At 48.2% G+C, this 15,208-nt stretch carries 13 protein-coding genes; 6 read left to right on the forward strand and 7 right to left on the reverse strand.

Features of this window, described 5'->3' with window-relative positions; genetic code table 11:
- Nucleotides 1-95: 95 nt before the first annotated feature.
- Nucleotides 96-659: a DUF3347 domain-containing protein gene (locus MYF79_RS19170; protein WP_247809254.1), complete on the reverse strand. Its 564-nt coding sequence runs from the start codon at nucleotides 657-659 to the stop codon at nucleotides 96-98.
- 113 nt (nucleotides 660-772) lie between these two features.
- Here MYF79_RS19170 and MYF79_RS19175 point away from each other — a divergent pair, with 113 nt between their 5' ends.
- The 4 genes from MYF79_RS19175 (at nucleotide 773) to MYF79_RS19190 (ending at nucleotide 5,969) form a co-directional block, all read left to right on the forward strand.
- Nucleotides 773-2,821, forward strand: a complete 2,049-nt coding sequence (locus MYF79_RS19175) for an ABC-F family ATP-binding cassette domain-containing protein (protein WP_247809255.1) — start codon at nucleotides 773-775, stop codon at nucleotides 2,819-2,821.
- A gap of 298 nt (nucleotides 2,822-3,119) precedes the next feature.
- The gene (locus MYF79_RS19180; protein WP_089836354.1) at nucleotides 3,120-3,806 is read left to right on the forward strand and encodes a response regulator transcription factor; all 687 of its coding nucleotides are present in this window, start codon (nucleotides 3,120-3,122) and stop codon (nucleotides 3,804-3,806) included.
- Entirely contained in the window at nucleotides 3,803-5,206 is a 1,404-nt protein-coding gene (locus MYF79_RS19185) for a sensor histidine kinase (protein ID WP_247809256.1), read from the forward strand. The genes MYF79_RS19180 and MYF79_RS19185 overlap by 4 nt, the downstream gene beginning before the upstream one ends.
- Before the next feature lie 97 nt (nucleotides 5,207-5,303).
- On the forward strand, nucleotides 5,304-5,969 hold the full coding sequence (locus MYF79_RS19190; protein WP_247809257.1) for an efflux RND transporter periplasmic adaptor subunit: 666 nt from the start codon (nucleotides 5,304-5,306) through the stop codon (nucleotides 5,967-5,969).
- A gap of 402 nt (nucleotides 5,970-6,371) precedes the next feature.
- On the opposite strand, the gene MYF79_RS19195 is transcribed toward MYF79_RS19190, so the two are convergent.
- The 6 genes from MYF79_RS19195 to MYF79_RS19220 all read right to left on the reverse strand — a co-directional run bounded on the left by MYF79_RS19195 (nucleotide 6,372) and on the right by MYF79_RS19220 (nucleotide 13,082).
- On the reverse strand, nucleotides 6,372-7,415 hold the full coding sequence (locus MYF79_RS19195) for a rhodanese-related sulfurtransferase (RefSeq protein WP_247809258.1): 1,044 nt from the start codon (nucleotides 7,413-7,415) through the stop codon (nucleotides 6,372-6,374).
- 162 nt (nucleotides 7,416-7,577) lie between these two features.
- Complete coding sequence (locus MYF79_RS19200; protein WP_247809259.1) at nucleotides 7,578-7,790, reverse strand: hypothetical protein; 213 nt, start codon at nucleotides 7,788-7,790, stop codon at nucleotides 7,578-7,580.
- Nucleotides 7,791-8,192: 402 nt separating this feature from the next.
- Entirely contained in the window at nucleotides 8,193-10,742 is a 2,550-nt protein-coding gene (locus MYF79_RS19205; RefSeq protein ID WP_247809260.1) for a DUF5686 and carboxypeptidase regulatory-like domain-containing protein, read from the reverse strand.
- 141 nt (nucleotides 10,743-10,883) lie between these two features.
- Complete coding sequence (locus MYF79_RS19210; RefSeq protein WP_247809261.1) at nucleotides 10,884-11,240, reverse strand: hypothetical protein; 357 nt, start codon at nucleotides 11,238-11,240, stop codon at nucleotides 10,884-10,886.
- Nucleotides 11,241-11,393: 153 nt separating this feature from the next.
- Nucleotides 11,394-12,575 carry a trans-sulfuration enzyme family protein gene (locus MYF79_RS19215; RefSeq protein ID WP_247809262.1) on the reverse strand — a complete coding sequence of 394 codons (1,182 nt, stop codon included), beginning with the start codon at nucleotides 12,573-12,575 and terminating at the stop codon, nucleotides 11,394-11,396.
- 87 nt (nucleotides 12,576-12,662) lie between these two features.
- Nucleotides 12,663-13,082, reverse strand: coding sequence for an OsmC family protein (locus MYF79_RS19220; protein ID WP_199658972.1), 420 nt, complete (start codon nucleotides 13,080-13,082; stop codon nucleotides 12,663-12,665).
- Between the two features lie 123 nt (nucleotides 13,083-13,205).
- On the opposite strand from MYF79_RS19220, the gene metX reads away from it, so the two are divergent.
- Nucleotides 13,206-14,222 carry a homoserine O-acetyltransferase MetX gene (metX, locus tag MYF79_RS19225; RefSeq protein WP_247809263.1) on the forward strand — a complete coding sequence of 339 codons (1,017 nt, stop codon included), beginning with the start codon at nucleotides 13,206-13,208 and terminating at the stop codon, nucleotides 14,220-14,222.
- 597 nt (nucleotides 14,223-14,819) lie between these two features.
- Nucleotides 14,820-15,188 (forward strand): hypothetical protein, encoded by a 369-nt coding sequence (locus tag MYF79_RS19230; protein ID WP_247809264.1) that lies wholly within the window; start codon nucleotides 14,820-14,822, stop codon nucleotides 15,186-15,188.
- The last annotated feature ends 20 nt before the right edge of the window (nucleotides 15,189-15,208 follow it).

Raw genomic sequence — 15,208 nt, forward strand, 5'->3', positions numbered from 1 at the left:
CCTGTAAAATCGGCTTGCGAAGTTAAGAAAAATGACGGCATTTTTGTATATCAAATGTAATGGCCCTCACTGCATTCTTACCTCATGTGGCTTTCTTAATAGCGTAAACTGTCTGTAACCTCCACACAGCCCAGCATTCCGTTACCAAAGTAAGGATTTTGCCGCTTGCTGCTCCTGCTGAGCCAGTAGGCGCCCCGGTCATTGAATGCCATGGGGCAATATTGCCGGTAAACGGTCTTTCCCTTCAGTCCTGTGGCCTGGATAATGTCGTACAACATATCGGAGACCGCTTCAAAACCGGCTCTTTTCCCTTCCAGGTCCTTTTCTCCCAACAACCCCGTCAGCTCGGCACTGATACTGCCCGTAGCGGTCCGGATAGCGCCCAGTTTTGCGGAATCCATCTGCAGTGTGCCCAGTGGAAGGCTATCTATATGCTGCCGCAGGATGGCAGCCCATTTGTCGGTGTAGGTAGCATTGCCCTGCGACAGGCCATCGGTCAGGTCATAATAGGCATCCATGGTTGTTTGCAGTGAATCATAGAATTCGGTGGCATAGGGGGCCTTCAGCGGACCATTGTCTGCCTGTGTGGCGACAGGCGCCTTGGCGGCTTCATTGCAGGCAAGGAATGCGGTGATAACCAGAATTATAGCTGACCTCATGTTTTATTTTGCTTTTGCGTCCAAAGATAATCGAAACAGTCGATAGAACTGCTCACCAGACTATGGACTCTCCTCTAAAAGCACTACCTTTGCACCTTCAATTTAATTTAGCAATGCTAATCGCACTACAGGATATAACTTTTGAGTTTGGCGCAAGGGCCATCGTTGAAAACGCTTCATGGCATATAGTACCGGGCGACCGTGTGGGTCTGATCGGATTGAATGGTACCGGTAAATCTACCATCTTACGCGTGATCAACGGCGAGTACACTGTTTCGAAAGGAAGTGTCAACAAGATCAAAAACCTCTCCCTCGGGTTCTTCAACCAGGACCTGCTCAGCTTTGAATCTGACGAATCTATCCTGAATGTGGGCATGACCGCCTTTGAGCAGGCCATCAAACTGGAAAAAGAACTGGAGCGCATCACTAAAGAACTGGAAACGAACGAAGAAGAAGCCCTTCTCATGGAATACGCTGATAAGCTCCATGAATTTGAGGCCCTCGACGGTTACAATATGCGTCATAAGACCGCCCAGGTACTGGAAGGCCTCGGTTTCTCCACAGCCGACCTGGATCGCCCCTACAGCCAATTCTCCGGGGGCTGGCGCATGCGTGTGCTGCTGGCCAAACTGATCCTGCAGCAACCGGATGTGCTCATGCTCGATGAACCGACCAACCACCTTGACCTCCCTTCCATCGAATGGCTGGAGAAATATCTTCAGAGCTACAATGGCGCTGTGATCATCGTATCGCACGACCGTTATTTCCTGGACAGAATGGTCAACAAAATAGTAGAACTCTACCAGCAGCAGTTACACCACTATGCGGGTAACTACGAAGACTACGAACAGGAAAAGGACCTGCGCCGTGAAATGCAGCAGCGTGCCTACGAAAATCAGCAGGACTATATCCGCCAGCAGGAACGCTTTATCGAGCGCTTTAAGGCCAAAGCATCCAAGGCCGCGCAGGCACAGAGTATTGCCAAACGCCTCGACAAACTGGAAAGAGTGGAACAGGTAGACAATGGTCCATCCAAGATCCGTATCAACTTCACCCCTGACAGGATACCCGGTAAGATCATCACTACACTGAACAACGTAACCAAACGTTTCGGTAAGCTCACCATCCTCGAAGGAGCCAGCGCTGAGATCAACCGCGGCGACAAAATAGCCCTGATCGGTGCCAACGGTAAAGGTAAATCCACCCTGCTCCGTGTAATAGCAGGAACAGAACCAATGGAAGGCGAGCGTATCGGCGGACATAACGTCGTACCCAGCTTCTACGCCCAGCACCAGCTGGAAAGCCTGGACCTGAACAGCGAGATCCTGGACGAACTGAAAAACTTCGGTAGCGGCCGTACAGAAATGGAGCTCCGCGCCCTTCTGGGTTGCTTCCTCTTTACAGGAGATGACGTTTACAAGAAGATCAAGATACTGTCCGGAGGTGAAAAAGCCCGCGTAGCACTGGCGAAAACCATTATCAGCCAGGCCAACTTCCTCCTGCTGGATGAGCCTACGAACCACCTGGATATGAACTCCGTACAGATGCTGATTGATGCATTGTCGCAGTACGACGGTACCTACGTACTGGTATCCCACGACCGTTACTTCGTGAGCCAGACAGCCAACAAGATCTGGGAGATCGTAGACGGAAAGATCAAGGAATTCAAGGGCACCTATGCCGAATGGGAAGAGTATAAAAAGCGTCAGGCTGAAAATGCCAGACAGCTCGCCTCCGCCGACAAGAGCGCCAACGATGTAAAAAAAAAGGACATAAAGAACGAGCGGCCAGCAAATAATAACGCCACCAACAACAGCGGTAATAATAATAACAACAGTAACAACGGCAACAACAATAATAAGAACGCAGGTAATACCAGCAATAACAACAACAGCCAGCAAAAGAACGCTCCTATAGACAAGGAGAAGCAAAAGGAGTTGCAGAAACACAAACGTCAGTTCCAGCAACTGGAAGAGCAACTGGCCCGCCTTAATGAGAAAAAGGCTGCCCTGGAAACTTCCATGAACGATCCGCAGACCTATTCCGATAAAAAGCGCTTCCAGCAGCTCGAATCTGAATACGCGCTATTGGGTAAGGAACTGAAACAGGTGAATGAGGATTATGAGAAGGCCTTCGAAAAGCTCATGGAGCTGGAAGGCTAATCGCGTTTCCTACAATAGCATTCAGGGGCTATTGCAATGGCTGGCCGCTAAGGGCTCGCCCCTGATGACGTTACCGGTTATTGAATTGGACCTTAAGCGTAAACAAGGTTACTGGTTGTTGATTTGGAAGACGGGGGCTTAAATGTTGGCAAGGTTAACGGCTACAGCCCGGGGTCCCACCTGAAACCGCGACAAACTGCAACACGCCAAGAAACCGCCAATCAAAACCGCAAATATTACAAGCATAAATAAGCGCATAACTCGTACCTTCAATACAGCGAACTAACTGGGATAACATATGCAACGCATACTCGTAGTAGAAGACGAAATCAAAGTGGCTAATACCGTAAAAAAGGGTTTAGAGGAAAACGGCTTTGAAGTAGACGTTGCCTATGACGGCAGAATGGGCAAAAGCCTCGGCGCCAGTAATAACTACGACCTGGTGATACTGGACCTGAACCTACCCCACGCCAACGGCTACGAAGTATGTGAGGTGATCCGCCGGAAAAATAACGCCATCCCTATCATTATGCTCACCGCTCTCGGCGGCATGGACGACAAGATGCAGGCGTTTGAACTCGGAGCTGACGACTACCTGGTCAAACCCTTCGACTTCCGGGAGCTGATGGCCCGCATCAGGGTATTCCTGAAACGTGCAGGTTCTGAAGTACAGGAAAATACACAATATAAGATCGTGATCGGCGACCTGGAGATAGACCGGGAGAAGAAGGAAGTAACCAGGGCCGGTAAAAAGATCGCGTTGACCGCAAAGGAATACCAGCTGCTGGAATTCCTTGCCCTGCACAAAGGGAAAGTGATCTCTAAACTGGTGATCGCCGAAAAGGTATGGGATATAGACTTTGATACCGGTACCAACGTAATAGAAGTATATATGAACTTCCTGCGGAAGAAGATCGACAAAGACTTTGATAATAAGCTGCTCCATACAAAAACAGGAATGGGATATTACCTTGCCGAAGAGTGAAGATCAAGTATAAAATAGCGCTCTCCTATTCTATTTCAGCATTCGTACTGCTGAACACTTTCGCCATCCTGGCATACTATTTCTCTGCACAGTCCCGTAAGGCGGAATACCTGGAACGCCTGGAATACCGGGCCCGTTCCATTGCCAACGTGATCATTGAAGATGACCGCGTAAAAGTAGACCTGCTGCGGAAACTGGATAAAACTACCTTTCAGGACCTGTATAAAGAAACCATCCTGGTTTACGACCCGGCTTACGACCTGCTGTATTCCAATATAAAAGATACGGCTATCCGTACCTCCCGCCACCTGCTGGATTATATCAAAAAGTACGGCGAGTATAGCCATGAGCGTGATAACGGTGAGCTGGTAGGCGTATATTATACGGAGGGGAAGGTCTCAGTGATCGTACTGGTCACTTCCTTTGATAAATATGGCTTTCAGAACCTGCAGAACCTGCGGCAGATCCTCATCATTGAGATCATCGTAGCGGTCATATTACTGGTGGTGGTCGGCTACTTCTTTGCCAAAAGAATGGTGCAACCCATTGACAATCTTGTAGGACAGGTACAGACCATCAACGCCAACAACCTCCAGGGCATGACAGTAGACGCCAAAGGAAGGGATGAAATTGCCCAGTTGGGAGCCAATTTCAATACCATGCTGAAACGCCTGAGCAATGCCTTTGACCTGCAAAAGAGCTTTGTAAGCAATGCCTCGCACGAGCTGAGAACGCCGCTGGCATCTATCATCAGCCAGTTACAGGTAGCATTGTCCAAGGAAAGAAGTAAAGAGGTATACCAGGATACCCTAACCTCCGTACTGGAAGATGCCCAGCACCTGTCAGACCTGAGCAACGGACTGTTACAGCTGGCACAGTCAGGACTGGACGAGCAGCAGTTTGTCTTCACGGAGGTAAGGATAGATGAACTCCTGCTGGAAATGGGCAACCTGATCAAACTGAAGCATGCACCCGCCGGCCCTGGTGCAGAACCACATAAATCCCCCCGGGTGGATATCCGTTTCCTCAAAGTGCCGGAACTGGATACAGAACTGATCTGTGAGGGGAATGAAAGCCTCCTGAAAGTACTCTTCCTGAACCTGCTGGACAATGCACTGAAGTTCTCTTCAGACAATACCACCTACGTCACCATCGACTTTACCCCGGCCAGTATCCAGGTACAGGTAAGAGATAATGGCATGGGCATAGCCCCCGAAGACCTGGAGAAGATCTTTGAACCCTTTTACAGGGGCGCCAATTCCCACCAGGTACGTGGCCATGGCCTGGGACTTTCCATCTGCAAAAGGATCGTCGTGTTGCATAAAGGCCAGATCTCTGTCGCATCTATAGAGGGACAGGGCACCACTTTTACCGTCGTTTTACCGCACAGGCATCAATAAGATGTCTATTCCCAGCACATTTTAATGACTTTTTAATTGTCTTTAAAGCCCTCTTTAAGTAGGATTGCGGAGCTTTGCCTTAATTCTGAAATACGTCATGAAATGCATCTCCTTCATCCTCGTCTTATTTGTTGCCAGCCTATGCCTGACTGCATGTAAGCACCCGGAGATTGATGGAGGCGCCCAGAAGAAGACGTTCGTGCTGAGCGATACAATGTTGAAAACGATCAGGATAGATACCGCCAGTCTGAAACCCATACAAAAGGAGTTACAGCTGCCGGGCAGAATAGTCCGGAACAAGTGGAATGCCCGCAAGACAGATGTACTGATAGATGTTGCAAAGGCTGATCTGAAAAATGTGAAAGAGGGTAATGAAGCAGAGATCATTACAGCAAGCCTTCCCGAAAAAGTGTTCTATGGAAAAGTGGAGACCGTCTATCCGCCGAAGGATTCATCAGCCGGACGGCTGTATATACTGCTGACCGCCCCCGAAGCATGGCTGAAACCAGAGATGAAGGCATCAGTGATCGTTCACTGCAGCGCCGGCGATGACATGGTAGCCATACCGGAAACAGCCGTCATAGCAGACCATAGTAAGAATTTCGTACTGGTATTTAAAGATAAATATAATATCCAGGTAAGGGAAGTACAAACGTACACGACTACCGGTGATATTATTTATATCCTCAGAGGACTGAATGTGGGTGAAAACGTCATATCTGCACATCAGCAACAGATATACGAAGCACTGAGTGATAATTAACGCTGATCAATAGGGTTTTAGTTCGCATATAGGTTGATAGAATGGACATGCTACGCGCAGCTCTTACAGGTGTTTACATTTGTTTGAACTGTTCTACATGCTCAATTACTCCGCCCCGCCGCAGAAGAAACAACGCGGGGCGGTTTTTTTATTTTACCGGTGCATATTCGTCCAGGGAGGCAAAAACACATTACCGGTGCGTGTTACAAACGTGTTCTGTATGCGAAAATGCGTTATGGGGTATATACATCCCCGGGGTCGAAAACCCCGGACTACAAACACACGGCTCCTGACGGAGCCGATTGACGTTTTGTTAGTATACGCATTTCCGGGTTGCATGATTACAACAAGCGCAAACAAAATGCTGTTCCCCGGTTTCCCGGTATTCAATTTGAAAATCTGTTATTGTACTTTATCTTTTCCCAGCCTGGGTCTTAACCTTTGCTTGGATTTATTGAAGAACATCGTTCCTTTATCTACTCCTTTCCGCATTTGCTCCTGTTCTTCCGGCGACATCTGCACCACTGTATGGCACTCGTCACTGCAGGTACCTTCGTATTTGGCAGCGCATTCGTCGCACTGGATGAACAACAGGTGACAACCATCGTTCTTACAGTTAGTATGCGTATCGCAGGGCTTACCGCACTGATGACACTGGGCAATCACTTCGTCTGTAATGCGCTCTCCCAGCCTGTCGTCAAACACGAAGTTCTTTCCTTTGAACTTCAGTGGAAGCCCCTGGGCTTTTGCCTTGTTGGTATATTCAATAATACCGCCTTCCAGGTGGAATACATTTTTGAAACCATTGTGCAGCATATACGCGGATGCTTTTTCACAACGGATGCCACCGGTGCAGTACATCACGATATTCTTATCCTTCTTGTCTTTCAGCATATCAACCGCCATAGGCAGTTGCTCACGGAAGGTATCAGAAGGTACTTCTATAGCATTTTCGAAATGGCCTACTTCATATTCGTAGTGATTGCGCATGTCCACTACAATTGTATCAGGATCCTCAGTCAGCTCGTTGAAGCTTTTGGCATCGAGGTACTTACCCTTTGTCGACATGTCGAAAGTGGGATCCTCAATACCGTCGGCCACGATCTTTTCGCGGACCTTGATCTTCAGCACCCAGAAGGATTTGCCATCATCGTCCACAGCGATATTCAAACGTATGCCGTTGAGGAACGGATAAGAATAAAGGGTGTCCCTGAAAGCGTCGAAATTGTGTTCGGGAATGCTGACCTGTGCATTGATACCTTCATGGGCTACGTAGATGCGCCCAAATACGCCCAGGGTGTAGAGCCGCTGGTATAATTCGTCACGGAAAGCGTTGGGATCTTCGATCTTTGCGTACTGGTAGAATGATGTAGTAACGCGTCGAAATGTCTCTGCTGCCAGCCGAACCTTCAGTTCAGCTGCAGATACTCTGTTGTGTAATGCCATTTTGCGTAAAGAAATTTTAAGAACACTTGCCTTGTGAGCAAAATTTCAGTTTTTCGCCTTGCCAAACAATGAGCTGCATCAGTCATCCTAAAAAAAGTCAGACTTTTTGCTGACTGATGTCACTTTTTCAGCTGGCCAGGCGGCGCAAAGGTAGTAAAATTCTCAGAGTTCTCCCTGCCAGGTCTCCGTCTCCCTGGACCACTCGTACAAAATAGTGGTCAGATAATACGCCGTAGCACTGATAATCAACACATAACCGGCAAACCCGACAGTGAGGTATTCAGGCAGGCCATTCCAGTCATTCACTTCTGCCACATAGGCCAGGGTTGCCATTAAAATACCAAGAATGAAAGCAATCATTGCAATTCTCTTCATGAGGGATAGTTTAATTAGAGATCACATGAAAATGTTATACGATACACAGGTAAACTGGCTCAAAATATGATTTACTCTTACTACAACGTGTGGCATAGGGAAATTGTTCAGGAAACTTTGAACATATCCCAACCTTTATAACTATTTGATTATTATTGTATATAAAATAATGATAAGACTTGGCATCCTTTTTGAAATTAAGGTATCGGACAAGCAAATCAGATTAACCCAAAAATGTGAATTATGAGTACAGTTTTTCTCTACATCCTTTATTTTATAGTCGGTTTATGGATCTACCGCTTACTTGCTTATTTCTATGACCGTGATCCCAAAGAAAGCTATAGAGCAAGGAAGCAAAGATCTTAGGCAAGCAGGGGAAAGTCAGAGCGGCTTTCCCTTTTTTTATTGCACCGTTTCATCCTGTTGTGGTCTTACCAGGCCTCCAAATAATCCCCCGAAACCGACCCTTACGCCGATCCGGGTATCGTCTTTACTCTGATATCCTGCAATTACATCAACGCGGATCACTTTCAGAATATTTTCCAATCCTGCAAAAACTTCCACGTAATTATTATCCCGGTTCACATAAAAAGCATTTGATCCTGCCACAAGGTTCCATTTCAAACGATTGAATAATGGTATCTTGTTGGTCAGCAAGCCGTTAAAGTGATGTTCCACATTCGCCGTTCCGTACAGGGAGGATGTATTGCTATACCTGTAATAGGGCGCCAGCTGGAAGCTGTTCAGGTATTTGATATTATAAAAAGTCTGGTTGCCGTTAAAATGCTGGAAATCGGGTATATCCACATGTTGACTATTGAGGAAGCCGCCCACCCCAAAACGGTACTGAAATTCCCCGAAAAGTTTCAGGTTGACATTATCCCGCACTTCGAAGTTCCATTTGTCGAAATTAGCGTCGCTACCCGCGATGTCAGGAATACCCTTGCTGTACCCTACGCGGAAAACCGGGTATTTTGAACCGATAGCCACTTTCCTGTCAGGCAGCTCTATAAACCTTTGTCCGGGCTGGAAGGAAAATGACAGGTTCAGTACCAATGCCTGGTTTCTGTTGAACGGAATGCCTGCCAGTTCGTAAGGATGATTTGGCAGGAAATGTTTGCTGCTGTCTTTCCGGAAACTGTAATCTGTCGTATTCTCCACCGGGATCCTGTCTTCATAAGAGAGCCCCGCCATAATGGTAGCACTGCTTTCAAAGCGGCGCCTGAAGCGAAGTTCGCCGAACCAGTTCTCATACAGTTTCATATAGTTGTCCTTAAACAACAGGGTATAAAAGATGTTGGCGACAGGCGAAATAGGATTGTCGCGGTTGAACTGGGAAATGCGCTTCCCTCCTCCTATTGTCCAGGTATTACTGCCATAACGCCCTGCGAGTTTTGCGTCTTTCGCCCAGGACAGGTAGGTATAGGCATTCAGATGGGTATTACTAAAGCCGTATCTGATGCGGGGAATGATCCGCAGCTCCTGTTTTGCAGGCAGGTCGAACGTCAGTGTGGGTTCCAGGTTAATGGATATTCCTTCTACAGTATTGTATTCGACCTGCGTCAATAATGACTTCATTTCCAGGAGGTGATAATAAATACCGGTATCTCTTTTAAAGTAATATTTATGTTCTACACCACCTGTACTGTAAAGTAGTTTCAGGGGATTAACAGGCTTCTGCCTGCTGCGCAGTGTATCCAGTCGCCAGGCAGATTGCGCACTGTCTCTGCGATTGCGGGCAATGCTGTCTTTCTTATGAAAGTCCGACACTTCCTCCGGCTCCAGCGGCACGGGGCGTACGCTGTCCCAATAGGCCAGTTGTTTCCTGTCGAACGCAGTATCATAGCGCATGATGGTCCGGTCGAAATACCTCTTCGGGAAATTGGGCGTGAGGTTATAGTTGGAGTATACATTCACGAAGCTGCCCACCACGTTGAAGCCAAACTGTTTGATGCTTACGTTGATGACCTGGTCTTTCGTACGCCACACGTCTGCATTCACAGGTACATGTATCTGGGTGATATGCAGTGTATCCATGATCTCCAGCTGATATTCCTGTGTCACCATCATATCGACACTGTGAATACGCCAGTCATCGTTCGTGATAAAAATGTAACCGGAAAACAGCGGCTCGTACTTACGACGGGGGATCACTTTGATCTTATTCACTGTTTTACCGTCGTCCTGGAAAACGCCTTCCAACCTGTATTTATAATAGAACAGCGCATTTTCCGCAATGGGTGATATAAAGCCCCGCTTATTGAACTGGGAGACCATTGCGGTCACGTTATTCTCGTAAAAATCAATGAAAGCCGGGAAACTGAACCCGAAACCGCCCCCGCTCTGGCGGGCCGACAACACTTCAATCTTCACATCGTCTGGTCTTTTGACAGCTACTTTGGTGACTGATTCTGACAGGAACAATACACCCCGCTTGTTGGAATCGAGCCCCATATCGTCCAGGTCATCTTTGTTGATCTTCTGGCCCAGGAAACTATTGGGCATGTCCCGCATCTTAAAAATACCTTTGATATAGTCGTTACAGGTATACTCTTTTACCTGGTCGAGGTAGAATGCGCGCTTTTTAATTGCCTGACGGATAATGGCGTATGCGGGATCTTCTCCACCTGATTTTACGACGACTTCTTTGATCTGAAGACTGAGGGGGGCGAGCACAAAATTGATCTCCTGGCCGGCATCCGTAACCGTTACCTGCTTTTCTTCCTTTTTGTATCCCATATACTGGCAGACCAATATGTAGGTCCCCGCCGGTACATCAAGATGAAACTGGCCGGCTGAATTGGTAGTGGTACCGTTGGTCGTTCCCTTAATAAATACGGAGGCGAAAGGCAGTGCTTCCTGCTTTTCATTGGTCACCTTGCCCCGTATGATACCGGCCTGGGTATGATAGTAAATGAAAAAGAAAACAAAGGCTAGTAAGGTTTTGGGCATATCGGATATTTATAGGTAATAAGTTCCCGCTCTCCACAGGAAATTTTTACCGGATAAATATACTGTTTACGGAGGAACACGCGGGTGTACAGCAGTGCTTTTATTTCAATTTTAACAGGTGGATGATAAAGAGACTGCGATTCAGGCTACGGCTTTCTTCTTATAGCGCAGGTAACTGCCAGTCAGTCCGCCGAGACCAGCTACCAGTCCGCCAATAAATGCACTTATCACGCCTATCAGGATAGGGTTCCTTACTTTGACGATCAGTTCACTCATCCTGTTGGCCAGGATATGGTCATTCTGTATGTCCTTAAAGAAGGCCAGCGCCAGCCATAAGAGGAACACGGCGATAAAGCCATTCAGGAAAGAGCGCAGCGGAGGTAATGGTATCAATACAGCTACCAGGAATGCCGCAAGGGCCACGGTCCACCAGGAAATGAAATAACCACCCAGGAAACTGAGTACAATGATCAGGATGAAGCGAGGTACAGATTTCATATATGGAAAGATAAGAAATATTAAATATTAACGGATCATTGGGTTATCACCCCGGGGCTATAAACACACCGGGAAGCACATACGATGCTTCCCGGTATATAAGTCTTTATTTAAACCGTTCCGTAACTGTTTTTAGATGCTCCCGGCAACCGCTTATTTAGATTGTTCCAGTGCCTGAAGAATATCTTCCAGTATATCCTGTACATTTTCCAATCCTACAGAGATGCGGATCATTCCGGGGGTAATACCCACTTTTGCACGTTCCTGGTCAGTCAGTTTGGCGTGGGTGGTGCTGGCGGGATGGGAAGCGATACTTCTGCTGTCGCCCAGGTTAGCGGTGAGGGTCAGCATTTTCAGTGCATCCAGGAAGCGGGTACCGCTCTGCAGGCCACCTTTCAGTTCGAAACATACGATACCGCCGCCGCCGCTCATCTGCTTTTTAGCGATAGCATATTGCGGGTGGCTTTCCAGCATCGGGTATTTCACCCAGCTGATATGCGGGTTGCCTTCCAGTGCTTTCGCCAGTGTGAAGGCGCTTTCTGAATGGCGGGCCATACGGATGTGCAATGTTTCCAGGCTTTTGCTCAAAACCCAGGCATTGAACGGAGACATTGCCGGGCCGGTGCTGCGACAGAAGGAATAGATCTCCTTGATCAGTTCCTTTTTGCCCACTACCACACCTCCGAGTACACGTCCCTGTCCGTCCATCCACTTGGTGGCCGAGTGGGTAACGATATGTGCGCCATCCGCAATAGGACGCTGCAGTACCGGTGTGGCAAAGCAGTTGTCTACGTTGAGGATCACATTATGCTTGTTGGCAATATTGGCGAGCAGGCTCATATCTACTATTTCCAGGCCCGGGTTGGAAGGCGTTTCCACGAAGATCATCTTTGTATTAGGCCTGATCAGCGCTTCAACGGTTTCGGGTTTGTTGATATCGAAATAGCTGTATTCAATACCCCACTTAGGGAGGAATTTAGTGATGACGGTATGGGTAGACCCAAAGATAGAGCTGGCGGATATCAGGTGATCGCCGGCATTCATCAGGGCCATAAAGCTTGCAAACACCGCACTCATACCGGAAGCAGTAGCATACCCGGCTTCCGCACCTTCCAGGGCACATACTTTCTGTACAAATTCATCCACATTCGGGTTACTGAAACGGGTGTAGATATTGTTGTCCGTTTCATCCGCGAAGGTGGCGCGCATTTCTTCGGCGCTGTCGTACGTGAAGCTGGAAGTCAGAAAGAGTGGCGTAGAGTGTTCCATCTGCCAGGTTCTCTCTGTCTGTATCCTTACGGCATTGGTTTCCGGCCGGTATTGGTTTTTCTCCATCGGTTTATGCAGATATATTGAATGATAAGAATAGTTAGCCATTCAGGTTTCATATACCTGTCCGGCGCCTGTTATCAGGAGATGCGGTTACCCGTTCACCCTTGTTTCCCAGGTGAGGTCCCCTCCTGCCCTACGCAGGGTTTCCGCAACGGAGCAGTATTTAGTCATGGACAGTTCCACGGCGCGGGCTGCTTTATCGGGATCAATATCGCCGCTGAGATGAAATATCACGTGTACCTTTTCCCAGATGGAAGGTTCTTTACCTTTTTCCCTTTCCCCGTCAATCTCTATACGGAAATCGGTCAGTTCCTGGCGTTGTTTCTTCAGGATCATGGCCACATCAATGGCAGAACAACCACCCAGTCCCATCAGGAGCATCTGCATAGGTCTTACGCCATTGTTCTTTCCGCCGTTCTCCACGGAAGAATCCATTAATACCTTGTGTCCGTTCTGGTCAACTGCTTCCATGTTGAACGCATCATCTATTCTCTGTAGTGATATCTTCATTTGTAGCTAAATTATTTATCAAAGATACTTCTCCCCGATGCAAATCCCAAATGCCCCCTTACCTCAAGGTCATTATGCATTAAGCATTTTTTAACTTAGCTTTGCGCAAATTTTTCAGGGGCATTGACAGTACATAACTTCCATCATAAACAGCCATTTACCTTAGAATCCGGCGCAGTACTGCCGGAATTGCACGTTGCATATCATACTTATGGCACCTTGAACAGTACAGGCAGCAATGTGGTATGGATCTGTCATGCCCTGACGGCCAACGCTGACGTGATGGACTGGTGGAAGGGGCTGATAGGGCCTGGCCAGGCGATCGATCCTGAAAAAGACTTTATTGTCTGCGCCAATATCCTGGGCTCCTGTTATGGCAGCTCCGGACCGCTTTCCCACAATCCTGTTACCGGCAAGCCCTATTTCCATTCCTTCCCGAAGATCACCATACGGGATATGGTAAATGCGCACGTATTGCTGCGGAAACACCTGGGCGTTCAACAGGTAAAATTACTGCTGGGCGGATCTATGGGTGGTTACCAGGCCCTGGAATGGGCATTACTGGAACCGGCCATCATCTCCCGTCTCGGCCTGCTCTGTACCGGCGCCTCAGAAAGTGCCTGGAGTATCGCCATTCATACAGCCCAGCGGCTCGCTATTGAAGCCGACAATACCTGGCAGGAAGATAGTTACGCCGCAGGCGCCAAAGGCCTGAAAGCAGCCCGTGCGATCGGCATGCTGACCTACCGCAACTACCAGACCTTTGTACGTACACAATCGGACCCTGACAATGAAAAGACCGATCATTTCAGGGCTTCTTCGTATATCGAATACCAGGGCGACAAACTGGTGAAACGTTTCAATGCCCAATCTTACTGGTTGCTTTCCAAGGCAATGGACAGTCACAATATATCCCGCGGACGCAATACAGACCTGGCGGGAGCGCTGGCCCTCATAACCCAGCCGTCGCTGATCGTGGGTATCACCAGCGATATTCTTTGTCCGCCGGAGGAACAGCTGTTCCTCTCCCAACACATCCCACAGGCCACCTATCATGAGATAGATTCTACCTACGGCCATGATGGGTTCCTTATTGAATTTGAAAAGATCAACCGGATATTACAAGACTGGATGTGCTAGGCACAACGCAATCCAGGGTTATACCGAACGTACCCGCGTGTAACGCAATCCGGGGTTACGCCGAACGCGCCCACGTGTGACGTACACCCGGGGTTATCACCCCGGGCTACAAACATTACGACTCCTGACGGAGTCGATCGACGTTTTGTTGCCAGATTAACCATGTAACGCAATCCGGGGTTATACCGAACGTACCCGCGTGTGACGCAATCCGGGGTTACGCCGAACGCGCCCGCGTGTGACGTACACCCGGGGTTATCACCCCGGGCTACAAACATTACGACTCCTGACGGAGTCGATCGACGTTTTGTTGCCAGTATCCGGCACACAGGTCCGCCAGAGATTCGGTCGACCTAGCCTCATCCTCCCTTAATCTTCCGTTCTGGAACGGAGCTTTAAGGGAGGATGAGGCTAGGTCGACCGAATCTCAACTATATCTCTACCTGCTCAAAGCCGGCGTAACCCGCTTCCCCGAAGCTCCTCTTTCCCCCTGCAACACCTCTGCCCCGCAGTTAAAATCCGATTAAAATGGCCTTAAACTTCCTTAAGGCAGGACATTATCTACATACCCAAATATATATTTGTATCAGAAATACTATGATCAGGCTTTTTGCATACATATTACTCTTTATTCACATCAACACGACGATGTTCATCCCGGTAACGGATGAGAAAGACGTATATGATGCCTGCGGACGCCAGGTCAATGACATCAATACATTTTTCGAGCTGATCAACGATGTCATGCTGGGCAATACGGATGTATCCGGACAGGATGAAGATGACGACCATGCACATTACTTTACAGGTGACGGCATTACCATTTATCTTCCTAATGTACAGCAGGTAGTTCTCAACAGGGAGGAACCATCCACTACTGATCTGGCAATTGCTTATCCCCGGGCGCTGGTGCAGAAGATCAGCACCGTAGCTTACGATATTCTCACGCCCCCACCCAAGGCATAATATCCACATTTACTATTAAG

The organism is Chitinophaga filiformis (assembly GCF_023100805.1).
GTDB lineage: Bacteria > Bacteroidota > Bacteroidia > Chitinophagales > Chitinophagaceae > Chitinophaga > Chitinophaga filiformis_B.